General features: G+C 64.9%; 24 protein-coding genes. 9 read left to right on the top strand and 15 right to left on the bottom strand.

The features are described from left to right. The first annotated feature begins 36 nt into the window (after nt 1–36). Nucleotides 37–906 (top strand): aromatic amino acid exporter YddG, encoded by an 870-nt coding sequence (gene yddG, locus IVB27_RS17570; RefSeq protein ID WP_247444638.1) that lies wholly within the window; start codon nt 37–39, stop codon nt 904–906. Between the two features lie 33 nt (nt 907–939). Here yddG and IVB27_RS17575 read toward each other — a convergent pair whose 3' ends face one another. Next, entirely contained in the window at nt 940–1,362 is a 423-nt protein-coding gene (locus tag IVB27_RS17575) for a cupin domain-containing protein (RefSeq protein ID WP_247444639.1), read from the bottom strand. Between the two features lie 23 nt (nt 1,363–1,385). After that, nucleotides 1,386–2,153 carry a hydroxyacylglutathione hydrolase gene (gene gloB / locus IVB27_RS17580; protein WP_247444640.1) on the bottom strand — a complete coding sequence of 256 codons (768 nt, stop codon included), beginning with the start codon at nt 2,151–2,153 and terminating at the stop codon, nt 1,386–1,388. Between the two features lie 108 nt (nt 2,154–2,261). Between gloB and IVB27_RS17585 the strand changes: the two genes are divergently transcribed. Further along, on the top strand, nt 2,262–3,008 hold the full coding sequence (locus IVB27_RS17585; RefSeq protein ID WP_247344951.1) for a class I SAM-dependent methyltransferase: 747 nt from the start codon (nt 2,262–2,264) through the stop codon (nt 3,006–3,008). Between the two features lie 159 nt (nt 3,009–3,167). Here the strand turns inward: IVB27_RS17585 and IVB27_RS17590 are convergent, their stop codons facing one another. Continuing rightward, nucleotides 3,168–3,953 carry a DUF4167 domain-containing protein gene (locus IVB27_RS17590; RefSeq protein ID WP_247444641.1) on the bottom strand — a complete coding sequence of 262 codons (786 nt, stop codon included), beginning with the start codon at nt 3,951–3,953 and terminating at the stop codon, nt 3,168–3,170. 459 nt (nt 3,954–4,412) lie between these two features. Further along, on the bottom strand, nt 4,413–5,309 hold the full coding sequence (gene prmC / locus IVB27_RS17595; protein WP_247444642.1) for a peptide chain release factor N(5)-glutamine methyltransferase: 897 nt from the start codon (nt 5,307–5,309) through the stop codon (nt 4,413–4,415). Nucleotides 5,310–5,399: 90 nt separating this feature from the next. Here prmC and IVB27_RS17600 point away from each other — a divergent pair, with 90 nt between their 5' ends. Continuing rightward, nucleotides 5,400–5,819: an HIT family protein gene (locus tag IVB27_RS17600; RefSeq protein WP_247444643.1), complete on the top strand. Its 420-nt coding sequence runs from the start codon at nt 5,400–5,402 to the stop codon at nt 5,817–5,819. On the opposite strand, the gene IVB27_RS17605 is transcribed toward IVB27_RS17600, so the two are convergent. From IVB27_RS17605 to IVB27_RS17620, 4 genes are all read right to left on the bottom strand, one after another. Next, nucleotides 5,816–6,514 carry an ABC transporter ATP-binding protein gene (locus IVB27_RS17605; RefSeq protein WP_247444644.1) on the bottom strand — a complete coding sequence of 233 codons (699 nt, stop codon included), beginning with the start codon at nt 6,512–6,514 and terminating at the stop codon, nt 5,816–5,818. The genes IVB27_RS17600 and IVB27_RS17605 overlap by 4 nt on opposite strands. Continuing rightward, a complete protein-coding gene (locus IVB27_RS17610) occupies nt 6,511–8,358 on the bottom strand; it encodes a branched-chain amino acid ABC transporter ATP-binding protein/permease (RefSeq protein ID WP_247444645.1) in 1,848 nt (615 codons plus the stop codon). The genes IVB27_RS17605 and IVB27_RS17610 overlap by 4 nt, the downstream gene beginning before the upstream one ends. An 11-nt stretch (nt 8,359–8,369) precedes the next feature. Further along, nucleotides 8,370–9,245, bottom strand: a complete 876-nt coding sequence (locus tag IVB27_RS17615; RefSeq protein WP_247444646.1) for a branched-chain amino acid ABC transporter permease — start codon at nt 9,243–9,245, stop codon at nt 8,370–8,372. A 98-nt stretch (nt 9,246–9,343) separates the two neighbouring features. Further along, nucleotides 9,344–10,678, bottom strand: a complete 1,335-nt coding sequence (locus tag IVB27_RS17620) for a substrate-binding protein (protein ID WP_247444647.1) — start codon at nt 10,676–10,678, stop codon at nt 9,344–9,346. 269 nt (nt 10,679–10,947) lie between these two features. On the opposite strand from IVB27_RS17620, the gene IVB27_RS17625 reads away from it, so the two are divergent. Together IVB27_RS17625 and IVB27_RS17630 are read left to right on the top strand one after the other, a co-directional pair. Beyond that, nucleotides 10,948–11,532, top strand: coding sequence for a hypothetical protein (locus tag IVB27_RS17625; RefSeq protein WP_247444648.1), 585 nt, complete (start codon nt 10,948–10,950; stop codon nt 11,530–11,532). Nucleotides 11,533–11,645: 113 nt separating this feature from the next. Beyond that, nucleotides 11,646–12,122, top strand: a complete 477-nt coding sequence (locus IVB27_RS17630; protein WP_247444649.1) for a MarR family winged helix-turn-helix transcriptional regulator — start codon at nt 11,646–11,648, stop codon at nt 12,120–12,122. A 36-nt stretch (nt 12,123–12,158) separates the two neighbouring features. Here the strand turns inward: IVB27_RS17630 and prfA are convergent, their stop codons facing one another. The 3 genes from prfA to IVB27_RS17645 all read right to left on the bottom strand — a co-directional run bounded on the left by prfA (nt 12,159) and on the right by IVB27_RS17645 (nt 17,109). Further along, nucleotides 12,159–13,244 carry a peptide chain release factor 1 gene (prfA, locus tag IVB27_RS17635; protein WP_247444650.1) on the bottom strand — a complete coding sequence of 362 codons (1,086 nt, stop codon included), beginning with the start codon at nt 13,242–13,244 and terminating at the stop codon, nt 12,159–12,161. 57 nt (nt 13,245–13,301) lie between these two features. Next, the gene (gene ptsP, locus IVB27_RS17640; protein WP_247353110.1) at nt 13,302–15,569 is read right to left on the bottom strand and encodes a phosphoenolpyruvate--protein phosphotransferase; all 2,268 of its coding nucleotides are present in this window, start codon (nt 15,567–15,569) and stop codon (nt 13,302–13,304) included. A gap of 283 nt (nt 15,570–15,852) precedes the next feature. Beyond that, entirely contained in the window at nt 15,853–17,109 is a 1,257-nt protein-coding gene (locus IVB27_RS17645; RefSeq protein WP_247444651.1) for an aspartate kinase, read from the bottom strand. A 149-nt stretch (nt 17,110–17,258) separates the two neighbouring features. On the opposite strand from IVB27_RS17645, the gene IVB27_RS17650 reads away from it, so the two are divergent. From IVB27_RS17650 to IVB27_RS17660, 3 genes are all read left to right on the top strand, one after another. Further along, nucleotides 17,259–17,726 carry a PH domain-containing protein gene (locus IVB27_RS17650; protein ID WP_247444652.1) on the top strand — a complete coding sequence of 156 codons (468 nt, stop codon included), beginning with the start codon at nt 17,259–17,261 and terminating at the stop codon, nt 17,724–17,726. 13 nt (nt 17,727–17,739) lie between these two features. After that, a complete protein-coding gene (ubiG, locus tag IVB27_RS17655; protein ID WP_247444653.1) occupies nt 17,740–18,513 on the top strand; it encodes a bifunctional 2-polyprenyl-6-hydroxyphenol methylase/3-demethylubiquinol 3-O-methyltransferase UbiG in 774 nt (257 codons plus the stop codon). Nucleotides 18,514–18,685: 172 nt separating this feature from the next. Beyond that, nucleotides 18,686–19,585, top strand: coding sequence for an EamA family transporter (locus IVB27_RS17660; protein WP_247444654.1), 900 nt, complete (start codon nt 18,686–18,688; stop codon nt 19,583–19,585). Here IVB27_RS17660 and IVB27_RS17665 read toward each other — a convergent pair. From IVB27_RS17665 to IVB27_RS17680, 4 genes are read right to left on the bottom strand one after another with little or no spacing between them, the layout of a single operon-like run. Next, a complete protein-coding gene (locus IVB27_RS17665) occupies nt 19,582–20,064 on the bottom strand; it encodes a DUF1178 family protein (protein ID WP_247444655.1) in 483 nt (160 codons plus the stop codon). The genes IVB27_RS17660 and IVB27_RS17665 overlap by 4 nt on opposite strands. After that, nucleotides 20,061–20,939, bottom strand: a complete 879-nt coding sequence (locus tag IVB27_RS17670) for a carbon-nitrogen hydrolase family protein (protein WP_247444656.1) — start codon at nt 20,937–20,939, stop codon at nt 20,061–20,063. Before IVB27_RS17670 ends, IVB27_RS17665 begins: the two co-directional genes overlap by 4 nt. Beyond that, nucleotides 20,936–21,211 (bottom strand): glutaredoxin 3, encoded by a 276-nt coding sequence (gene grxC, locus IVB27_RS17675; protein WP_247444657.1) that lies wholly within the window; start codon nt 21,209–21,211, stop codon nt 20,936–20,938. The genes IVB27_RS17670 and grxC overlap by 4 nt, the downstream gene beginning before the upstream one ends. Before the next feature lie 47 nt (nt 21,212–21,258). After that, nucleotides 21,259–22,053: a ComF family protein gene (locus IVB27_RS17680; RefSeq protein WP_247444658.1), complete on the bottom strand. Its 795-nt coding sequence runs from the start codon at nt 22,051–22,053 to the stop codon at nt 21,259–21,261. A gap of 143 nt (nt 22,054–22,196) precedes the next feature. Between IVB27_RS17680 and IVB27_RS17685 the strand changes: the two genes are divergently transcribed. Then, nucleotides 22,197–23,045 (top strand): methyltransferase domain-containing protein, encoded by an 849-nt coding sequence (locus tag IVB27_RS17685; protein WP_247444659.1) that lies wholly within the window; start codon nt 22,197–22,199, stop codon nt 23,043–23,045. Nucleotides 23,046–23,067 lie beyond the last annotated feature (22 nt).

The raw sequence follows: 23,067 nt of genomic DNA on the forward strand, positions 1-23,067 counted from the left end.
CGTGCCGGGCATCCGCGTCCTCAGAGCCCTCGATTGATGACCGCCCGCACTGCGACGCTGATCGGATTGACCGCGATCCTGATGTGGTCGCTGCTGTCAGTGATGACGGTGGCGACCGGAACGATCCCGGCGTTCCAGCTGGCCGCGATGACGTTCGCGATCGGCGGTCTGGTCGGTCTGCTCACCTGGATCGGCCGCGGCGAGGCGGCCAAAAGCCTGCGTCAGCCACTGGTCGTGTGGACCGTCGGCGTCGGCGGATTGTTCGGCTACCACGCGCTGTATTTCCTCGCACTGCGCTTCGCGCCGCCGGCTGAAGCCGGCCTGCTGAATTATCTGTGGCCGCTCCTTATCGTGCTGTTCTCGTCGTTGCTGCCAGGCGAGCGGCTTGCCGTGCATCACATCGTCGGCGCCGTGCTCGGCCTCGCCGGCACCGTGCTGCTGTTCGCCGGAAGCACCTCCGGCTTCGCGCAGGGGCAATTGCCGGGATTGGTTGCGGCCTTCATCGCAGCCTTCGTGTGGGCCACCTATTCGGTGCTGTCGCGCCGATTGAAGGCGGTGCCGACCGATGCGGTCGCGGGATTCTGCCTCGCCACCGCGGTGCTTGCCGCGCTGATGCATGGCCTGCTTGAAACCACGGTATGGCCGGACACCACGCTGCAATGGCTCTCGGTGATCGCGCTCGGCATCGGCCCCATCGGTGCCGCCTTCTACGCCTGGGACATCGGCATGAAGCGCGGCGACATCCGCGTGCTCGGCGCCGCGTCCTACGCGACGCCGCTGCTCTCGACCGGCTTCCTCATCGCCGCCGGTTTTGCAAAAGCCAGCGCCAATATCGCCGTCGCCGCGATCCTGATCGCCGGCGGCGGCCTGATCGCGGCAAAGGACATGGTGCTGCGGAAGCGGTAGCGTCATGCCGGGGCAAGCCGGAACGGTGGTGCCTTAAGGCTCCCAGCCCTTCGGCGCGAGCTCGAACTTTGCGAACTCGAAGGCGGGCGCCACGGTGCAGCCGAGCAGCGTCCACTCGCCGGTGGTCTCGGCCGTCTGCCAGGCATTCGCCGGCACGATCGCCTGCGGCCGCTCACCGCTCACAAGGTCCGTGCCGAGGCGCACTTCATGCTGCGAGCAGCCGTCATGGGCGATCCGCAGCGTCAGCGCGCCGCCGGCGTAATAGTGCCAGACCTCGACTGCATCGATGCGATGCCAGTGCGAGCGCTCGCCGCGCGCGAGCAGGAAGTAGATCAGGGTCGAACGCGACCGGCCGTTGGCGTCCGTGGTCTGGTCGCGAAACGTCTCGCGGTAATGCCCGCCCTCGGGATGCGGGCGGAGTTCGAGGCGCGCGATGATCTCGGCTGCGGTCGGCATCGATTCCCGTCAGGATTTGGTCTTCAAGACTTGTTCTTGCGCTCGCGCAGCTCGCCGAACACCGCGGCGGCATCCGCGCCTTTCATGTGCAGCCTGGCTGCGACCGACGGTTCATCGGCGCGCAGGAACACGTTTGCTCGCTTCTCGTCACCAAGCAGTGAGGGAATGGTCGGCTTGTTCTCGGCCCGCAGCTTCGCCACCTCCGCCGCGCGCGCCTGCAGCGCCGCATTGTCGGGGTCGACGGCCAGCGCGAACTTGACGTTGGATGCCGTGTATTCATGGCCGCAATAGAGATTGAAGTCGTCGGGCAGGGCACGCAGCTTCAAAAGCGAATCCCACATCATCGGATAGGTGCCCTCGAACACGCGGCCGCAGCCGATCGAGAACAGCGTGTCGGCGGCGAACAGCGCCTTCTCGGTGTCGAACACGTAGGAGATGTGGTCGAGCGTGTGGCCGGGCGTCTCCAGTACCCGCCCCAGCAAGCTGCCGACCTTGACGATTTCGGCATTGGCGACGCGCAAGTCGACGTCTGCGATCTTAGTCGTCTTGTCATGCGGCGCGACGACGCGGCAATTGTATTTCTGCTTGAGCTCGGCCACCCCGCCGACATGATCGCCATGATGATGGGTGATCAGGATGTCGGTGAGCTGCCAGCCCTCGCGCTCCAGCGCCTTCAGGATGGGACCGGCCTCCGGCGCGTCGATCGACGCCGTCGCCTTGGTTTCCACATCGTGGATCAGATAACCGAAATTGTCGTTTAAACAGGTGAAAGTACGAATTTCGGCAGCCATGTCATCTCCATCGCGCTCAGCCCCGCCAGACAAATATGGCGTTAACGTTGCGCAGGCAATGCAATATTCCGCGCGCAGGGTCCACCTCGTGCATGTTACATTGCCGTCATGACCATTGATGTCGTCGACCTCCGCGAGTTCTACTCCCGCCGCCTCGGGATTGTGGCGCGGCAAATGATCAATCGCGGCATCAGGGAGCGGTGGCCGCGTATCGAGGGCCAGCGCGTGCTCGGCTTTGGCTATCCCACGCCCTATCTCGGGTTGTTCCGCGAGGATGCGGAACGCTGCATCGCCTTCATGCCGTCGGCGCAGGGCGTCTTGAAATGGCCGACCGGACGGCCGGCGCTCGCCTCGCTGGTGGATGAATTCTCGTTGCCGCTTCCCGACGCCGCGGTCGATCGCATCCTGCTGGTCCACGCGCTGGAAATGTCGGACGATCCGGCCGCGCTGCTGCGCGAGGCTTGGCGCGTGCTGTCGCCGTCCGGCCGGATGATCGCGGTCATCCCGAACCGGCGCGGGGTGTGGACCCGCACCGACAGCACGCCGTTCGGTCACGGCCGGCCCTATTCGCGCTCGCAGATCACCGACCTGTTGCGCCAGACCTGGTTTACCCCGACCGCATGGGGCGAGGCGCTGTTCATGCCGCCCTATGCCGGAGGCTGGGTACTGAAATCCGCACAGATGTGGGAGCGCGCTGGCGCGGCGCTGTCGCTGCCCTTCGCGGGCGTGCACATCGTCGAGGCGACCAAGCAGGTCTACCGCGCGATCCCCGCCAAGCGCGAGCGGGCGCGGCTGATTCCCTCGCTGGCGAAGCCGGTGCTGGTGCCGTCCTCGACAAGCGTGACGCGCAGCTAGAGCTCCGTTCCGGTTGCATCGGAACGGAGCTCTAGTTTCTTGTTTCGACGCGTTTTCTTGACGCGAACCGGTATCCACTTCGCTCGAAAACGCTCTAAAAAATCGTCCCGGCAAGACCGGGACGATTCAGGTCAGAATATCTGGCGAAACGGTTGCGGCTTACTCGCCGGGGGCCACTTCGTCGCTCGAGGCCGCCGGAGCGGCTTCGCGCTCGGGGCGCGGGCCATTCGGCCGGCGGCGCCGCCGCGGAAAGCGTTCGCCGCCAGCAGCGCCTTCAAGGCCGGCGCCCGGGGGGCCGTTCAACTGCGGCTGCGGGCCGGTGATGAAGGAGGGAAGACGATCGACGTTGCCAGCCTCGGCGACGACGACGGGCTGCGGCTGGTTCTGCGGTTGCGGCTGATATTGCGGCTGCGGACGATGGTCGCGCTCGCGATGTTCGCGCGGCTGCTGGTTGTCGCGCTGATAAGGCTGGTTGTCGCGCGGCTGATGATCTCGCTGCTGATGATCTCGCTGGCCATCGCGGTCGCGCACGAAAGTCGGCTGCGGCGGCTGCGGGACGAAACCCGGCTCCTGGCCAAAATTCGAGAAATTCTCGCCGTCGTCTTCGCTGTCGTCGCCGCTGCTGTTGCTGATGGGCTCGTCGCCGCGCGGCTGCTGGTTTTGGCGGAACTGCTCCTGAGCCGTCGCGATCAGGCGAAAATAATGCTCGGCGTGCTGGTAGTAGTTCTCGGCCGCAACGGGGTCTCCGGAGGAGCGCGCGTCACGCGCGAGCTGAAGATACTTTTCAGCGACATGCGAAGCCGTGCCGCGGATCTTGATGTCGGGTCCGTTGGACTCGTAGACCCGGGTCATCGGGTTCTGGCCGCGCCGGTTATTGTTGTTGTTATTGTTGCTACTATTGTTGTTGCGGTTGCGCATCCGCTGCTTGTTCTGACCGTTTCTCATGTCCTGCCTTTAATTCCAGCCCTAAAGGTTGCACGCATCACTGATTGCTGAGAGTGACCTGATGACAGCGGCTCACATCGCTCGCGCGCACCGCACGCAAACAGATTGATCCCTGCCGATGTTCGTCGACCGTCGCGTTCAACAAAGACGCGTTCCCCACCGCCAGCATCTATCGCCAGCGAACCCATTCATATCGCCTGCCGAAACAAGCCTAGCTTTGTTGCGTAAGTCTTAAAGCTCAATATCAGGCTTTCGTTCACGTTGCGGTCGGTAAGCAGCGCAGCTCAATGGCCATCGCGCTCAACAGGACCTGCGGTTTGGAACCTTTATCGGTAGGCTCTCGCTCGAGAGAGCCCGGCTTTCGCCCGTAGGTCTACGGGGCCGGCACCGATCTGTTGATCAGAAGGTAGTCGTTCCCAAGGGATATTCCAAGAGGTTTTTTGCAGCCCAATCCGGCTTTTATGGGGGCATTTTTCGGGCCGAAACCGCCCGCGGGATGCCCGCCAGATCGACCTTGGGCGAACTGTCCACCACCAACGCAGCGGCCGTCATCAAGGTTTCAATATTTCGGGCCTGGCCCTGTCCGGCCTCGACGATCAGTGCTCCGCCGGGGGCGAGACGTTCCGCGGCCTGCGGGGTCAGGGCGCGATAGGCGTCGTAACCGTCATTGCCGCCATCGAGCGCCAGATGCGGATCGTGCTCGCGCACCTCGATGCTCAGTTTCGGAATTTCGGCCGACGGGATGTAGGGCGGGTTCGAGACGATGAGGTCGAACGGGCCGCGAAGCGCCGCCGCGTAGGAGCAGGCGACGAAGCTTGCGCGGTCGGCGAGACCCAGAGCTGCCGCGTTGTCTCTGGCCGTCTTGAGCGCGGTCAAGCTGAGATCGGTGCCGACACCGAAGGCGCCGGGAATTTCGTGCAGCAGCGCGAGCAGGATAGCGCCCGATCCGGTGCCGATATCCGCGATGCGCGGGCGCTGCCCCGATATCGTGAGCCCGCGAAAGATCTCGAGCGCCAGTTCGACCACGGTCTCGGTGTCCGGCCGCGGCACCAGCGTCGCCTCGGATAGCTGGAACGGCAGGCCCCAGAATTCCCGAGCGCCGAGGATGCGGGCGACCGGCTCATGGGCGAGCCGGCGCTTCGCGGATGCTTCGAGCCGCGCGGCCTCTTCAGCTGTGAGTTGCCGGGCTGCCTGCGTGACCAAGCCGGTCAGATCAAGCTTGAGCGCAGCCCCGACGAGCAGGCGCGCATCAAGGGCGGGCTGCTCGATGCCGGCCGATTGCAGCCGTGCCGCAAGCGCGCGCCGCGCACTCTCGATGCTGTGTCCGGGTTCGAAATCGGCCGCCAATGGAACCATCCTGCCTGGTACCGTGGATAGATCGGCGGGCTTGCTTGCGTCAACGGAAACGAGCGCGTCAGATCGCGCCTCGCAGCGAAGGAGGGATCCATGGCGCCTTATGACGATCAGAACGTTTTCGCAAAGATCCTGCGCGGCGAGATCCCCTGCTTCGAGGTTTTCAGGGACGAGCGCAGCCTCGCCTTCCTCGACATCATGCCGCGCTCGCCCGGACACACGCTGGTTATTCCCAGGGCGCGGGCGCGTGGCATCCTCGATATCGCGGATGACGACCTCGCCGCGGTCGCCCGAACCGCCAAGCGGATCGCGGTTACCGCGATGAAGGCCTTCGGCGCCGAAGGCATCATCCTTCAGCAGTTCAGCGAGCCGGCCAGCGGTCAGGTGGTCTTTCACCTGCACATGCACGTCATGCCGGTCAGGGCCGGAATCGAGCTGCTGCCGGCGCAGACGCGCAAGGAAGACATGGCCGTGCTCGCCGATCACGCCAGGCGAATGATCGCCGCGATCTAGACGCCGAGATAGCGCTGGAGCAGCTCCGGCTGGGCCTTGAGCTCCTGCGCCGGCCCCTCGTGCACGATGTGGCCGTTGTTGATGATGTAGATCCGCGTCGCCAGCGCCAGCGTGGCCGCCAGGTTCTGCTCGACCAGCACGATGGTTTGGCCGGCGGCCGCGAGCTCGCGGCAGGCCTTGACGAGATCGTGGACGATGACGGGCGCAAGCCCCTCGAACGGCTCGTCCAGCAGCACGATCTTGGGATCGCGCACCAGCGCCCGTGCGATCGCGAGCATCTGCTGCTCGCCGCCGGAGAGCTCGGTGCCGCGGTTGTTGCGCCGCTCCTTCAGCCGCGGAAACATTTCGTAGATGCGCTGGAGCGGCCAGCGTTTCGGCGCAGTGATCCCGGCGAGGATGATGTTCTCCTCCACCGACAGGCCGCCGAAGATGCGGCGTTCCTCGTGCACCAGCTGCATGCCGGCCTGCGCGATTCTGTGGCTCTTGCGCCCGGCGATGTCGATGCCGTCGAACTTCACGCTGCCGCTGCGGGGCGTCACGACGCCCATCAGGCTCTTCAGCGTGGTGCTCTTGCCGGCGCCGTTGCGGCCGAGCAACGCCACCACCTCATGACGCTCCACACGCATGGCGACGTCGAACAGGATGTGGGAGTCCCCGTAATAGCTGTTCAGGCCATTGACCTCGATCAGGCTCATGCGGCGATCTCTCCGTGAACACCGCCGAGATAGGCTTCCTGCACGGCGGCGTTGGACTTGATTTCCTCGGGCGTGCCGTGGAGCAGCACCTTGCCTTCCTGGAGCACTGTCACGCGCTCGACCAGTTCGAACAGCGAATCCATGTCGTGGTCGATGATAATCATGGTGCGCCCGCGCGCGATCGATTTGAGCAGCTTGACGGTCTCGACCCGCTCGCGCGGGCTCATGCCGGCAAGCGGCTCGTCGAGCAGCAGCAGGCGCGGCGACGTCGCGAGCGCGAGCCCGATCTCCAGCCTGCGCTTCTCGCCATAGGCGAGCTCCGATACGGGCGTATCGGCACGGCGGGTCAGGTTGACGAGGGCAAGCGTGTGCTCCACCTGTTCCGTCAGGCCCTTGACGCCGGAGAGCTTGCGGAACAAGTCGAGCCGGAATTTTCCGCGCAGCTCGGCGAGCGCGGCGATCGTCAGGTTCTGCCGTACCGTCAATCCGGTGAAGAGCTGGTTGACCTGGTAGCTTTTGGTCAGTCCGAGCTGGCAAACCTCGGTGACCCTCAATCCCGTGATGTCGCGCCCCTCGAACACGATCTGGCCGGAGGTCGGCGCGATCTCGCAGGTCAGCATCTTGAAGAAGGTCGATTTGCCGGCGCCGTTGGGACCGATGATCCCGCGCAGCTCGCCCTGATTGACGGTGAAATCGATGTCGCTATTGGCAACGAGGCCGCCATAGCGCTTGGTCAGGCCGGTGGCTTTCAGGATCGGTCCGGAATAGGCGGGTTGCTTGGCCTCCTTGGCCTGCTTCGGCGCCGGTGCGGGTTGCTGCGCGGCCTCAGCGTCAGCGGCCTCTTGCTCTATCTCCGCGTCCGTCCGCTTTTGCTTGCCCGAGACAAGGCGGTAGAGATCGGCAAGACCGCCGATGATGCCGCCACGCAGGAAGCAGACCAGCAGCACGAACACGACACCCAGCACCAGCTTCCAGGCTGCGCCGAGACCCAGCGCGGATTGGAGGAAATCCTGAAGGAAGAGCCAAACAGTTGCGCCGACCAGCGGTCCGAACAGCGTGCCCCGGCCGCCGATGGCCGTCTGCATCACGAGCTGGCCGGAGGTATCGAAGGTGAAGGCGTCGGGCGGCATGAAGGCCTGGAGCACGCCGAGCAGGCCGCCGGCGAAGCCCGCATAAGCGGCTGCGATCACGAAGGCGGTCAGCTTGTAGCCGTGGATGTTGTGGCCGACGGCGGTGGCGCGCAGCGGATTGTCGCGGATCGCGCTGAAGATGGCGCCGACCGGCGAGCGTACGATCCTGAGCGCAATGACGACGCCGATGAAATAGCACAGCGCGATGAACTGATAGAGCGACCAGCCATTGGTGAAGTGGATGGTGGTGAAGCCGAGATTGAAGCTCGGCGTCGGCACGCCGGGCAGGCCATTCTCGCCGCCGGTGAAATCGGAGAGTGGATTGAACTCGACGAAGAAGAACACTTCCGCGATCGCCACGGTGATCATGGCGAAATAGATGCCGGTGCGGCGCAACGCGATGAGGCCGATCAGGTAGCCGGTCGCGGCGGCTGCGATCATGCCGATGATTAGCGCGCCCAGCACGTTGCTGAACCCGGCGCGGGTCAGGAGGTAGGCGGCGACGAAGCCGCCGGTGCCGTAGAAGGCGGACTGACCGAACGACAGCAAGCCGGTGAACCCGAACAGGATGTCGAAGCCGAGCCCGAACAGGCCCCAGACCAGGATCCGGTTCACGGTGTTCGGCGCGAAGCCGAGATGGGGCAGCACGAAGGGGGCTGCGATCAAGCCGATCGCAGTCAGGGCTTCGATCAGGAACGGGCGTTGCTTGAACATCAGGAAATCGCTTACTCGCGGCCCTGGACGCCGAGCAGGCCATGCGGTCGCACCACGAGTACGAGCGCCATCGCTGCAAACAGCATCACATAGGCATAGCCGGGGTTGAACATGGAGGTGACGCTGATGATCTCGCCGGCGATCAGGCCGCCGAGGATCGCGCCCGGGAAAGAGCCAACGCCGCCGATCACCACCACCACGAAGGTCTGGACCAGGATGTCGTCACCGATGCCCGGCGTCAGCGACGCCACCGGCGCGTTGACGATGCCGGCAAAGCCGGCGGCCATTGCGCCAATGCCGAACACGACCATGAAGACGCGGTAAACGTTGATGCCGAGCGAATCGACCATCACCGAATCCTCGATGCCGGCGCGCACGATCATGCCGAGCCGGGTCCGGTAGAGGATGATGAACAGTGCGCCGAGCGCGATCGCGACGATGCCGACCACGGCGAGGCGGTAGGTCGGATAGAACATGAAGCCGAGATTGGTGATGCCCTGGAACAGCGCCGGCGGCGGCACCAGCTGCGACTGGCTCGAGAAGATCAGGCGCACCAGCTCGACGAAGCAGATGCCGAGCCCGAAGGTCACGAGCAGCTGATCCTCGTGGGGGCGGTGATAGAAATGGCGGATGATGACGCGTTCCATGACGACGCCGAGCAGCATCACGAACAGCGAGCCCGCGATGACGGCGAGAATGAACGACTCCGTGTACTGGTAGGCGACGAAGCCGGCATAGCCGCCGATCATGAACATCGCGCCATGCGCGAGGTTGAGCACGCCGAGCGTGCCGTAGATGATGGTCAGGCCGGAGCTGATCAGCGCGAGCAGGGCGCCGAGCGCGAGCCCGTTGAAAAGCTGCGAAACGAGATTGGGCCAATTAATCATGCAACGATCGCTATTGTAACACGCGAAGGGGCGCATCAAAAAAGGTGACGCCGCAGGTCCAGAGTGCAGCCCGCGGCGTCACAGGGGTTAGTGCGGGCTCAGGTGTAGTCGCCGAGATGGCACCCGAACGCGTCCGGCTTCTGCATCAGGCCTTCGCCCGGGACGATTTCGACGACGTCGTACCAGTCTTCCTTGTTCTTCATGTCCTTCTGCTGCTTGCCCTTGACGATGATCACGGGGCGGACACATTGGTGATCTTCGGGGCGGTAATGCACGTCGCCAACCAGCGAGGGGATGGTTTCGCCCTTCTCGTAGGCCTTGATCACGTCGGGCGGGCTGAAGCTGCCGGCCTGCTCGCACATGTGGGCCCAATGCGCGAAGCTGACATAGGCGTTCTCCGCGCCCCATTCCGGCTTGTAGCCGTACTTCTTCTCGAAGGCTTCGTTGAACATCTTGGCCAGCGGGAACTTGTCCTCGATCGTCCACCAATAGTCGGTGGCGGCGTAGACGCCCTGCATCAGGCCACCGGTTTCGCGCGCGATGAACGGCACCTGGTAGGGAACGATCAGCTTCATCTTGTCGAGCACGCCGAACTGCTTGGCCTGCTGGGTCGACAGCACGGCGTCGTGGCCCCAATTGACGTTGATCAGGACGTCGGCGCCGGAGTTCGCGACGTTGAGCAGATAGGAGGAATAATCAGGCGCGCCGAGCGGTGCGACCTGGTTGGTCACGGTGGTCCAGCCCGCGGTCGCGAGGAAGTCCTGCATGGATTTGGTGACGGTGTGGCCGTAGGTGTAGTCAGGCGTCAGATACGCCGCCTTCTTGCCCTTGCCGAATTCCCTCACCATCACCGGGCCGATCGCCGCAGCCGCGGTCTGGCCGAAGAAGTTCTGGCGGAAGCCGTAGCGAACGCAGTCCTTGCCGGTGGTGTCGTTCGAGCCGGAAATGCCGCACACGAACAGCACGTGCTCACGCTGGGCGAGCTTGTTGAGCGCGACCGCGACGGCGCTGGACGTGCCGCCTGTGATCATGATCGCCTTGTTCTCGCTGATGAAGCGCTGCTGCGCCTGCACCGCCTCGTTCGGCTTGGCCGCGGAATCGGCGACGCCGAACTTCAGCTCTTTGCCGAGCACGCCCTTGCTGGTCTTGGGCGATATCTTCTTGATCAGATCATGGCCGCTGTTGATGTGCTCGATCGCGAGCTGGTAGCCCTTGAGCTCGTCCTCGCCCTGCACGGCGTAGGTGCCGGTGCGCGGCACCGAGATGCCGATGAAAGCGGTGGAACCCGAGACCCCCGCGGGGTAGGAACCGATCGCCGGCTTGTCCTCGGCAAACGCCGGCATCCCGGGCAGAACCGCGCCGCCGATGAGACCCGCGGTGGTCTGAAGCAGGCCACGGCGCGAGAGGCCGCGGCGGATGAGATTGTCAGTCATGATCGTTTCCTCCGAACATTTGTTCTTGTTTGCAGGCGCGAGCACGACCTGTCCGGCGCCGCCGACCTCGCTGGCCTGCTGCGCCGGGCACGTCACGTCCGCGTGTAGCTCTTGGACGTAGACATTGCTTGTGAACGCCTTCTGTCAATTTCGCCTTTGGTCGAATAACGAAAATTATCTCGTGAAAACATATCGGATCACGATATATATTAGTCTTTGTGAGTACGAGACTGGCGGGTTCGGCGAGAGAAATGGCGCGGCAGACGACAGTGACAGGTGCCCGGAAGCGACAGTCCTGGCCGCAGGGAGCGGAGCGGCCGGAGGCGGCGTGGCCGGCGGAAGAGGTCAACGGCCAGCGGGCGACACCGCAGTCCGGCGATGCCTCGCGCCTGCCCGATCCGCGCCGGCGCGGGCCTATCGTCGGCCCCGTTCAGGCGAAGCGCGTACCTGGCCCGATGAAGAAGCTGAGCGTGCGTGCCCAGAACGTCCTCAAGGAGCTCGCGGTCGAGCTCACTGCCGAGCAGCCGCCGAAGGGGAATTGGTCGCCCTCGCGCGAATTGCTGCGCGCGCTGACGGCTGAACGTCTCGCGACCGCGCGCAATTGCGGTCCTCACACGATGCGGGAGATCGTCGACTGGGCGCAGGGCTGTGGCGTGACCATCAAGCCGGTGATCCCGCACGGCGGCTCGTTGTCGCAGATGTGGGCGGAGTTGATTACCAACGCATCCGCCGGTGCCTTGACCAGCGCCGAGATTGCCAGCGCGCTCCAGCGCTCGATCCGGCGAAAGAGCGTCCGCATCCCGATTGCGTTTCAGGTCATCCTGGTGAAGATCCTGCTGTCCAACTTCGAATAGGGCGGCGATATTTGTGTATTCGCGGCGCCGGTCGGTTGGTTCCGCCTGGCCTTCCTTGCTAGTCTCGGTGATGCCGCCCGTTCCATCGGCCGGTTCGACGTCGCAGGCAGGATATGGCTCCATCGAAGCGGCAGACGACACGCTCGGCGCGTGCTGTGCCCACAAAGGGCGGCGCGATGCGCGAGGCCGACTACGCGGCGCTTGCGCAGTTCCGCTATCAAATCCGGAGTTTCCTGACGTTCAGTGAGGCGGCCGCACACCTGCAGGGATTGACGCCGCAGCAGCATCAGGCGCTGCTTGGTATCAAGGGCTTTGTCCGTCCGGGTCCCGCGACCGTCGGTGACGTCGCGCGATTTCTGCTGATACGACACCACTCGGCCGGCGAGCTGATCAACCGCATGGCGAAGCTGGGACTGGTCGGCCGAGTCACTGACCCCGAGGACGCCAGGCGTGTTCATCTCAGGCTGACGAGGAAAGGCGAGCAGAAGCTCCAGGCACTCTCAAGGAAAAATCTCGAGGAGCTCCGTCGCGCTGCGAGCCCGGCGTTGAGCCGCTTGTTGAAGTCATTCCGGCAATCGAGCCAGTCCTGAGCGGGGGGATTTCGGCCAATCAGGCCGCGGCGCCGGTCACGCCGCCGCGCCTTGGGCGGCGAGCTGCGCGGCCTGGTGCTCGGTGGTCAGTGCGTCGATCAGTTCCCCGATCGCTTCTCCGGCAATCACCTGCGGCAGCTTGTACAGCGTCAAATTGATGCGGTGATCGGTGACGCGTCCTTGCGGAAAATTGTAGGTGCGAATGCGCTCGCTGCGATCTCCGGACCCGACCTTCTCCTTGCGCTCGGCCGAGCGGGCGGCATCGACGCGCTGCTGCTCGGCATCGTAGATGCGCGAGCGCAGGATGTTCATGGCGGAGGCACGGTTCTTGTGCTGCGAGCGGCTGTCCTGCATCATCACCACGATGCCGGTCGGGATATGTGTGATGCGGATCGCCGATTCCGTCTTGTTGACGTGCTGGCCGCCGGCGCCTCCCGCGCGCATGGTCTCGATGCGCAAATCGTCGTTCTTGATGTCGATGTCGACCTCCTCGACCTCCGGCATCACGGCGACGGTCGCGGCGGATGTGTGAATGCGCCCCTGCGTCTCGGTGTCGGGCACGCGCTGCACGCGATGCACGCCGGATTCGAATTTCAGCTTCGAGAACGCGCCGCGGCCCTGCACCTCCGCGATGATTTCCTTGTAGCCGCCGACGCTGCCTTCGCTCGCCGAGATCACCTCGACCTTCCAGCCCTGAAGGCTCGCGAACCGCTCGTACATCCGGAACAAATCGCCGGCGAACAGCGAGGCCTCGTCGCCGCCGGTGCCGGCGCGGATTTCCAGCACCACGTTGCGGTCGTCCATGGCGTCCTTGGGCAGCAGAGCGAGGCGGATATTCTGGACCAGGTCCTCGATCTTTGGCGTCAACTCACTGCGCTCGGCTTCCGCCATGCCGCGCATCTCGGGATCGGTCGCGGGATCGGCGATCAGTGCCTCGGTGTCGGCGAGCTCCTTGACGGCCGAACGATAGGCCTTGACCGCTTCGATCAGTGGCGTGAGCTCGGCGAGTTCACGCGTGATCTGCACATAGCGTTCGGAGGCGAGCTGACCGAGCGATTCGGCCTCGAGCGAGGCGTGATGCGCGAGCAGGACGTCCAGTTTGGCTTCGGGCAGTGACGACATCGGTTCAGTCTCAAGATGCGGAAAAGGGCGAGGCGGCAGGAAGGGGCGACAGGCCCGCTACAACGCCAGGCCTTCGGCCTCGGCAAACTCCGTCAGCTTCTGCCGGATCGAGACGCTCCCGGCGGGGGCGTCCAGCAAGGGGCCGAGCATCGCTTCGGCCTTCTTGGCGTCGAGATCGATCACCATCGCCTTGACCGGGCCAAGCGCGGTCGCCGAAAGCGACAGCGAGCGGTAGCCCATCGCGATCAGCGCCAGCGCGCCGATCGGCTTCGACGCCATCTCGCCGCAGAGCGACAGCGATTTCTTTGCCGCTTGCGACTTGCGCGCGATGTCGCGCAGCGCACGCAGGATCGGCGCCGACATGGTGTCGAAGCGCCCGGCGACCTTTGCGTTGCCGCGGTCGACCGCGAACAGGAACTGGAACAGATCGTTGGAGCCGACCGAAATGAAGTCGACCTTCTTCAGAAGCTCGTCGAGCTGATAGAGCAGCGCCGGCACCTCGACCATGGTACCGATGTCGATCCGCTCCGGCAGGGTGTGGCCGTGCTGGCGCAGATAGGTCAGCTCGCGTTCGACCAGCGCCTTCGCCGAATCGAATTCGCCGACCTCCGAGATCATCGGGAACATGATGCGCAGCGCACGGCCGCCGCCAGCGCGCAGCAGCGCGCGGATCTGGCCGCGCAACAGGCCGGGACGGTCGAGCCCGAGCCGGATCGCGCGCCACCCGAGCGCGGGATTCTCCTCGATCACCGCTTCCATATAAGGCAGCGCCTTGTCGCCGCCGATGTCGAGGGTGCGGAACGTGACGGGTTTGGTGCCGGCGGCATCCAGCACGGTACGATAGAGCGCGAGTTGGTCGCTGGTGCGCGGCAGGCTCTGGCCGACCATGAATTGCAGCTCGGTGCGGAACAGGCCGATGCCGGCGCTGCCGGTGTCCTCGATATGCGGCAGGTCGATGGCGAGACCCGCATTGATCATCAGCTCGACCTTCTGGCCGTCTTTGGTGACGCAGGGCAGGTCGCGCAGCGCCAGATATTGCGCCTGGCGGCGGGCGCGGAAGCGCACGCGCTCGGCGAAGGCGGCCTCGACCTCCTGCGACGGACGGACATAGATCGAGCCGGAAGTGCCGTCGACGATGATGGCGTCGCCGGGATCGGCGATACCAGGTGCGTTCGGCACTTCGCCGACCGCGGGAATGCCGAGCGCACGCGCCACGATCGAGACGTGGGAATTGGCGGTGCCTTCCTCCAGCACGATGCCGCGCAGGCGCTTGCGGTCGTAGTCGAGCAGCGCCGCCGGGCCCATCGCGCGCGCGATGACGATGGCGTTGTCGGGCAATTGTTCACGTGAAGGCGCGTGATCCTGGCCGACCAGCTGCCGCATCAGGCGATAGCCGAGATCCTCGAGATCATGCAGCCGGTCGCGCAAATAGGGATCGGTCGAGCGCAGCATGCGCGCGCGGGTGTCGGACTGCACGCGCTCGACGGCGGCTTCCGCCGTGAGGCCGGTGGCGACCGCCTCGTGCAGCTTGTGCGACCAGCCCTGGTCGTTGGCGAACATGCGGTAAGCTTCCAGCACCTCGCGATGCTCGCCGCCCTCGGCGACGTCGCCGCGCTCCAGCATGCGATCGAGGTCGGCGCGCAGCTTAGCGAGCGCGGTGTCGAGCCGTTTGATCTCCTTGGGCAGGTCCTCGGCGATGTAGTCCTTGATGACGACGCGCGGCTCGTGCAGCACGACGTGGCCGAGCGCGATGCCTTCCGACAGGATGGCGCCGACCTTCTGCGCCGAATGGCGCGCGGCGGGCTCCTGGCCGGGCTGGGCCAGCGCGGACAGCTCGCCGGAGGCGATCAGCTCCGCCAGCACCATCGCGGTGGTCTGGAGCGCCTCGAGCTCCTCCTCGACATAGTTGCGCTTGGCGCGGTTCTGCACCACCAGCACGCCGAGCGTGTTGCCGGCGCGCAGGACCGGCACGCCGAGGAAGGAGTGATAGATTTCTTCGCCGGTCTCGGGGCGGAACGAGAACGCCGGGTGGCTCTGTGCGTCGTTCAGATTGAGTGGGGTCGCCTCGCTGGCGACGAGGCCGACCAGGCCCTCATGGGCCGTCAGCACGGTGTGGTGCACCGCCTCGCGGTTGAGGCCTTCGGTGGCATAGAGCTCGAGCGTGTTGTCGACGCGCAGCACATAGACCGAGCACACCTCGGCCACCATATTGGCGGCGATCAGCACCACGATCTTGTCCAGCCGCTCCTGGGCCGAGACCTGCTCCGCCATGGTTTCGCGGAGCCGTCTCAACAAGACGCGGGGACCTCCCGACGCGCTCCGCATGTGCCGTCAACCCTCCACCGTCTGCCGGGGCCGAAGGGGCCCGCGGCGGCTCGCCCAGAAATCCAGAAAAACAACGAATTTGCTCGTCCGGCGCCGGCCCAGCCGATCCGCTGGAGCCGTCACCTGAGCCGAATCAGCACCGCCTCAACTGGGGCACAGTTTGCGGCAGCCCACCCTCTTCGCCGTATAGCGAATTAGGGCTTGTTTTGCCAAGCAAAACGCCTGCCAAACGCGAAGCTGTGTACACCTTCGCGTTTGCTGCGACCGCTAAGAGAAAATTAGCCTATGCCTGATCGAGACCGTAGAGCGTGTGCAGGGTCCGCACCGCAAGCTCGGTATAGGCGGTATCGATCAGGACGGAGAATTTAATCTCGGAGGTTGTAATGGCCCGGATGTTGATATTCCGTCCGGCGAGGGCCGAAAATGCCTGGGCGGCGACGCCGGCATGGCTGCGCATGCCGCTGCCGATCACCGAGATCTTGGCGACGTCGGTGGCGGTGTCGAGCCGGGCATAATTGATCTGGCTCTTGGCCGCGGTGATCGTCTCCTTGGCCCTTGTGTAGTCGGCAGCCGGGACCGTGAAGGTGAGGTCGGTGGTCTTGCCGTCCTCGGAGACGTTCTGCACGATCATGTCGACGTTGATGTTGGCATCCGCGAGCGGGCCGAAGATCGACGCCGCAACGCCGGGCTTGTCTTCGATCTGGCGTACCGAGATCTGGGCCTCGTCCTTCGAAAAGGCGATGCCGGTGACGACGTGGCTTTCCATGATCTCCTCCTCGCTGCAGATCAGCGTGCCGGGCGGCTGGTTGGCATGCGGGTCGATATCCTCGGGCTTGTCGAAGCTCGATCGGACGAAAATCGGCATGTTGTGGACCATGCCGAGTTCCACCGAGCGGACCTGGAGCACTTTTGCGCCCTGGGAGGCCAGTTCCAGCATGTCTTCGAACGCGATCTTGTCGAGCCGGCGCGCCTTCGGCACGATTCGCGGATCGGTGGTGTAGACACCATCGACGTCGGTATAGATGTCGCAGCGGTCCGCCTTGACGGCGGCGGCGATCGCCACAGCCGAGGTGTCGGAGCCGCCGCGGCCGAGCGTGGTGATGCGATTGGTCTCGGGGTTGATGCCCTGGAAGCCGGCGATTACGGCGACCTCCTTGCGCTCCCTGAAGCGCTTGATGATCTCGTTGCCGTCGATGTCCTCGATCCGGGCCGAGGCATGGGCGTCGCTGGTCTTGATCGGGATCTGCCAGCCCTGCCAGGAGCGGGCCTGGATACCCATGCCCTGAAGCGCGATGGCAAGCAGGCCGGACGTCACCTGTTCGCCCGAGGCGACCACGGCGTCGTATTCGCGCGCATCGTGCATCGGCGAGGCCTCGGTGCACCAGGCCACCAGCTCGTTGGTTTTACCGGACATCGCCGAGACGACCACTGCCACTTCATGGCCGGCGTCGACCTCACGCTTCACATGGCGTGCGACGTTGCGGATACGTTCGATGTTGGCGACGGATGTGCCGCCGAATTTCATCACGAGGCGGCTCATGACGACGCGTGCATTCCCTCATAAGGATAAGTATGGTGACCCGCGCTGGACGGGTGCCTGCGATACCGACCGCGCGTATACAGAGGGGCGGGGCCGGGGGCAAGCGGGTTCCTGCGCGGGCCAATCCGGGCAATGGGTTAATCGAGGTTATGGCGCGTTATATCGACGAAATCCTGCAACCGGGCGAGCGGGTGCTGTATTCGACCAATGCGCACTGGATCTTCTATTTTCCGGCCATCCTCGCATGGATCGTGGCTCTGGCCCTGTTCGTCCTGTCACGGCAGACCATTGTCGAAGGGCTCGTGCTGCTCTTTCTCGTCGGGGCCGGCTTGGCGGCTCTGGGAGCACTGTACTGGACCGTAAAGGCTTGGTTCCATCGCTGGACCACCGAGACCGATGTCACCAACCTCAGGGTTGTGCACAAGACCGGTTTTATTACCCGGAAGACCTTCGAAATGAGTCTCGACAAGGTCGAGAGCGTCGACGTCGATCAGTCGATTCCTGGACGTATTCTCAACTATGGCGACGTGACGATCCGCGGCGTTGGGAAGGGCTTTGAGAGAATCAAGACGATCGCCTCGCCGCTCGCCTTCCGTAATTCGATCACCGCGCGGTAGGACCGCGCTTACGATGAGCATGCAGCAAAATACTTCCGCAACCGACAGCGCCCAGCCGGGCTCGACCGTCGACGCCGCCGAGATCGCAAAGTTCTCAAAACTCTCGGCCGAATGGTGGGACCCGAACGGCAAGATGGCCCCGCTGCACCGGATCAACCCGCTGCGGCTCGGCTACATCCGCGATGCGGCCTGCCGCAAGTTCGAACGCAATTTGCGCAGCCTGAACTGCCTCGGCGGCCTGCGCGTGCTCGACATCGGCTGCGGCGCCGGCCTGTTGTGCGAGCCGCTGTCGCGCCTGGGTGCGCAGGTCATCGGCGTCGATCCGTCGGTCAGCAACATCGCCGCCGCGAAGCTGCACGCCGACAAGGCGCATCTGTCGATCGACTATCGCTGCACCACGGTGGAAGAGATCGACCCGCGCGAGCGCTTCGATATCGTGCTGGCGATGGAGGTGGTCGAGCACGTCGTCGATGTCGGCGTTTTCCTGAAGTGCTGCGCCGCGATGCTGAAGCCGAACGGGTTGATGGTGGTCTCGACGCTGAACAGGAACTGGAAGAGCTTCGCGCTCGCCATCGTCGGAGCCGAATACGTCCTGCGCTGGCTGCCGCGCGGCACTCATGAGTGGAACAAGTTCGTCACTCCCGACGAGCTGACGAAATACCTGCTCGATAACCGTCTCGTCATCACCGAACAGACCGGCGTCGTCTACAGCCCCTTCGCCGACAAATGGACGCTCTCGTCCGACATCGACGTGAATTACATGGTCGTGGCGGAAGGCATGGTGTGAGGCCACGCCGCTTCCAAGCATTCGGCGTCGTCCTGGATCAGCGCTTCGCTTGTCCAGGACGACACTGAATTTGCCGCGCAAGCATCGCACCCATGACATCCGCGTGATTGACCTGCTTGAGCGCTAGCGGCACGTTGCCTCAACTTCCTCTCTCACCCACTCGCCATCCCCCATGTTCACCATCGCCAGCCTCTGGATTCCCTTCACCGTCATTGCCGCGCTCGGCCAGGTCGCGCGCAATGCGATGCAGCGGTCGCTGACGAAGCCGCTGGGGACCTGGGGCGCGACCAATATCCGCTTCCTGTTCGGCTTCCCGTTCTCGCTGCTGTTTCTCGCCGTGGTGCTGGTCGCGACCGGCGATTATCTCGGCATGCCGCCGACCGTGTTCTGGCCGTGGCTGCTGCTCGGCGCGCTCAGCCAGATCGTGGCGACCGGCCTGATGCTGCTGGCGATGAATGACCGGTCCTTCGTGGTGACGACGGCCTACCTGAAGACCGAGGCGATCCAGACGGCGATCTTCGGCTTCGTCTTCCTCGGCGATCACCTGACTTGGCTCAAGGTGCTGGCGATCGTGATCGCGACCATCGGCGTCGTCGTCACCGCGCTGCGGCCCGGCGGTGAGAAGAGTTTTGCCGAACTCAAGCCGACCATCACCGGTCTGGTCGCCGCGGCGGCGTTCGCGTTGTCAGCGGTCGGTTTCCGCGGTGCTATCATCAACGTGCCCAGCGTGTCCTTTGTAACGGCAGCATCGTTCACGCTGGTGCTCGGCCTGTTCGTGCAGACGCTGATCCTGACGATCTATCTGCTTTGGCGCGCGCCGAAGGTGCTTCAGGCGATTTTGGGGCTGTGGAAGCCCTCGCTGCTCGCGGGCTTCATGGGCGCGTTCGCCTCGCAGTTCTGGTTCCTCGCGTTCGCGCTGACGGCCGCCGCCAACGTCCGCACGCTCGCTCTGATCGAGGTGCTGTTCGCGCAGGCCGTGGCGTATTACTCGTTCAAGCAGCCAATCGCGGCACGCGAGATTCTTGGCATCGGGCTGATCGTGGTCGGCGTGGCGGTGCTGGTGGCAGTTTAGTTCCGGTCTTCCGGCAGCGTCGGCAGCGGCAACACCTCGATGCCTTCGTCGATCAGCGACTTGGCTTCGTCGGGCGAAGCCTCGCCGTAGATCGGACGGTGCTCCTTGTCGCCGTAATGCATCGCGCGGGCCTCGTTCGCAAAACGCTCGCCGACATTGTCGGCGTTTTTCACGATGTGATCGCGCAGCTCTTTGAGCTTGGTGCGAAGCTCCTTCTCCTGCGCCATCATCAGCGAGGTCGGTCCGGACAGTGTAGCCTCGGGCGTGGTCGCAGCCACGGGCTCCGGGGGCGGCGTCGCGGGTCCGCGGCCTTTCTTGCCGACGATGCGAGGCGCCATGATCGCCTTGTTGATCCTGGCCGAGCCGCAGATCGGACAGGTCACGAGCTTGCGCTTCACCTGCGAATCGTATGCCGACGAGCTCTGGAACCAACTCTCGAAGTCGTGGTTCCGGTCGCAGTGGAGCGCGTAGCGGATCATGCCGATCCCCGCACGAGGTGCAGATGGTCCGGCCCGGCCTTGGGATCGGCGACGCCGAAGCGGCGGCCGTGCTGGAGCGAGGGGATTGCGCGGCGCGCGGTCTCGACCTTGGCCGGATCGATCCTGGCCATGATGATGCCCGGCTCGACATCGCCCTCGGCGAGGATCTCGCCCCAGGGATCGATGATCAGCGAATGGCCATAGGTCTCGCGCTTGTTCTCATGCAGGCCGGCCTGCGCGGCGGCGAAGATGAAGCAGCCGGTCTCGATCGCGCGTGCACGCAGCAGCACGTGCCAATGCGCTTCACCGGTCTTGCGGGTGAAGGCCGAGGGCACCGTGATGAAGTATGCGCCGCTCTCGGCCAGCGCGCGGTAGAGCGCGGGGAAGCGCACGTCGTAGCAGATCGTCAGCCCGACGCGGCCCCAGGGCAGGTCGGAGATCACGGCGGTCTCGCCCGGCTGGTAATTGGCGGATTCGCGATAACTCTCGCCGTCCGGCAGCTCGATGTCGAACATGTGGATCTTGTCGTAGCTCGCGAGCACACTGCCCTCGGGCCCGATCAGGAAGGAGCGGTTGACCGCTTTCTCCTCTGAGAAGCGCAGCGCCAGCGAGCCGACATGGATGTGGATTTTCAGCTCCGCCGCGAGCGCCCGGTAGGCCCTCAGCGAGTTGTCGTCGTTTTCGCTCTGGAGGTGCTCGAACAGCGCCTTGCGGTTGACCTGCATCATGTTGCTGACTTCGGGCGTCTGCACGTAGTCGGCGCCATTGGCCGCAGCCTGCCGGATCAGTTTGGTGGCCTGCGCGAGGCTCGGCTCGGGCATCAGGCCGGTGCGCATCTGCACCATGGCCGCGGTGAAGGTCCCGATCTCGTTCATGACTCCGCCTTCACAGGTTCAAGCATGCCGTCGAGCTTGCCGCCGCGGTCGAGCGCATAGAGTTCGTCGCAGCCCCCAACATGGGTTCCGCCGATCCAGATCTGCGGGAAGGTCGTGCCTTCGCCGGCGCGATCGTACATCTCCTGGCGCCAGGACGGGTTCTTGGCGATATCGAACTCCGTGAAGGTCGCCTTCTTGCGGGTCAGCAGGGACCTGGCGGCGGAACAATAGCCGCAGCCCGGCCTTGTGTAGATCTCGACAGCAGCGGTCATGTTGTCTGGCGCTCTCTTGTCATGAATTCATTGAATTATATGGGACTTCACCGGCTCTCGACAACCCGGGCAAAGACCAGCACGTCCACTTGGGCCGCCTTGGCGCGGAGTAGGGCCCGCGCGCAGGCATCCAGCGTCGCACCCGAGGTCAGGACGTCGTCGATGAGGACAATGCGCCGACCCTGGACCTCCGCCTGACGGTCGGGCGATACTTGGAATGCGCCCTGCACATTCGTGGCGCGCTGGGCCCGCGACAGGCCGATCTGTTGCTCGGTGGCGCGTACCCGGCGCAGCACCTCGGCCTTCACTTTCACTCCGCTCTGCCTCTCGATAATCCGCGCCAGCGCCCCGGACTGGTTGTAGCGGCGGCGCCAGGCCCTTCGCCAATGCAGGGGAACAGGCACCAGCATATCGGCCTGGCTGAGCAGCTCGTCGCCCGCGCGCGCCATCCAGCGGCCCATGGCGGGCGCCAAATCCGTGCGGTCCTGGTATTTCAGCGCATGCACCAGGGTGCGCGCGACGTCGTCATAACGTACCGCGGCGCGCGCCCGCTGGTAGGCCGGTGGGCTCGCGATCGCCTCCATCGACAGCATGTCGGGGCCGGGGTCATACACAAAGGGAATGCCGAGCCGCGGGCAGTAGGGCCGTTCGATGAACGATAGCCGCGCCCAGCAGGCCGCGCACACGCCCTCGCCATCGACCGGCTCGCGGCAGGACACACACAAGGTCGGCAGCGCGATGTCGAGCGCGAGCCGCGCCGCACGCGACAGGGCATGGCGGCCGGCCGTCCATGCGGCCCGCAAGGGTGCGGAAAGTGAGCGGGAAGGAGCGGAGGCGTCCATGGGGAGAAGCTAGCGTTCCGCGCTTGTCGGCTCAAGCAGCACTCTCGTGCCCCGGCTCTGCGGAGCGTCACTGCGTGCCGCACCGCGTCCGGGACACGAGAGAGACGATTGCCAGAACGACTTGGATCGGCGTAACCAGCGGCATGGTTCAGCCCTCCCAGACCCCGCCCGCTCTGTTCGATCGCGCCTTGCTGCATGCGCGGCAGCGGCGCGCGCAGGCGCAGGGCGAGGTCACCTTCCTGCTCGATCGGGTCGCCGAGGACATGTCGGACCGGCTGGCTGCTGTGATGCGCGAGTTTCACGCGGGAGCCGATCTCTGGACGCCCGGCGAGGGACTTGCGGCGTTGCGCACGCGACTGCCTTGCGTCGAGCGGATCGCGCTCGACGCAGCGGGTATGGAGACACTTCCCTTTGCACCGGAGAGCCTCGACCTTGTCGTGTCGGCGCTGGCGCTGCAATTCGTCAACGATCTGCCAGGCGTGCTCGCGCAAATCCGTCGTGCGCTGAAGCCGGATGGTCTGCTGCTCGCCGCGATGATCGGTGGCGACAGCCTGACCGAGCTGCGGCAGGCGTTCGCCACGGCGGAAGCTGAATGCGAAGGTGGCGTGTCGCCGCGCGTGGCGCCGTTCGCTGACTTGCGCGACGTCGGCGCGCTGTTGCAGCGGGCAGGCTTTGCGCTGCCGGTCACCGATGTCGACCGCGTCGTGGTGCGTTACGCCAATGCATTCGCGCTGATGCAGGATCTCCGCCGCATGGGCGCGGCCAATGTGCTGATCGAGCGGCGCCGCACGTTGTCGCGGCGCGCGACGCTGCTGCGGATGGCCGAGATTTATGCCGAACGCTTTGCCGATGCCGACGGCCGCATTCGCGCGACATTCGACATCATCTGGCTCTCGGGCTGGGCCCCGCATGCGAGCCAGCAGCAGCCGCTGAAGCCGGGGTCGGCGAAGGCAAGCCTGGCGGAGGCGGTGAAGAAGGCGAGAGGGGACTGAGTGTCCCGGACGCGCTGCAGCG

This window comes from Bradyrhizobium sp. 197 (assembly GCF_023073375.1).
In the GTDB taxonomy this organism is placed as follows: Bacteria; Pseudomonadota; Alphaproteobacteria; order Rhizobiales; family Xanthobacteraceae; genus Bradyrhizobium.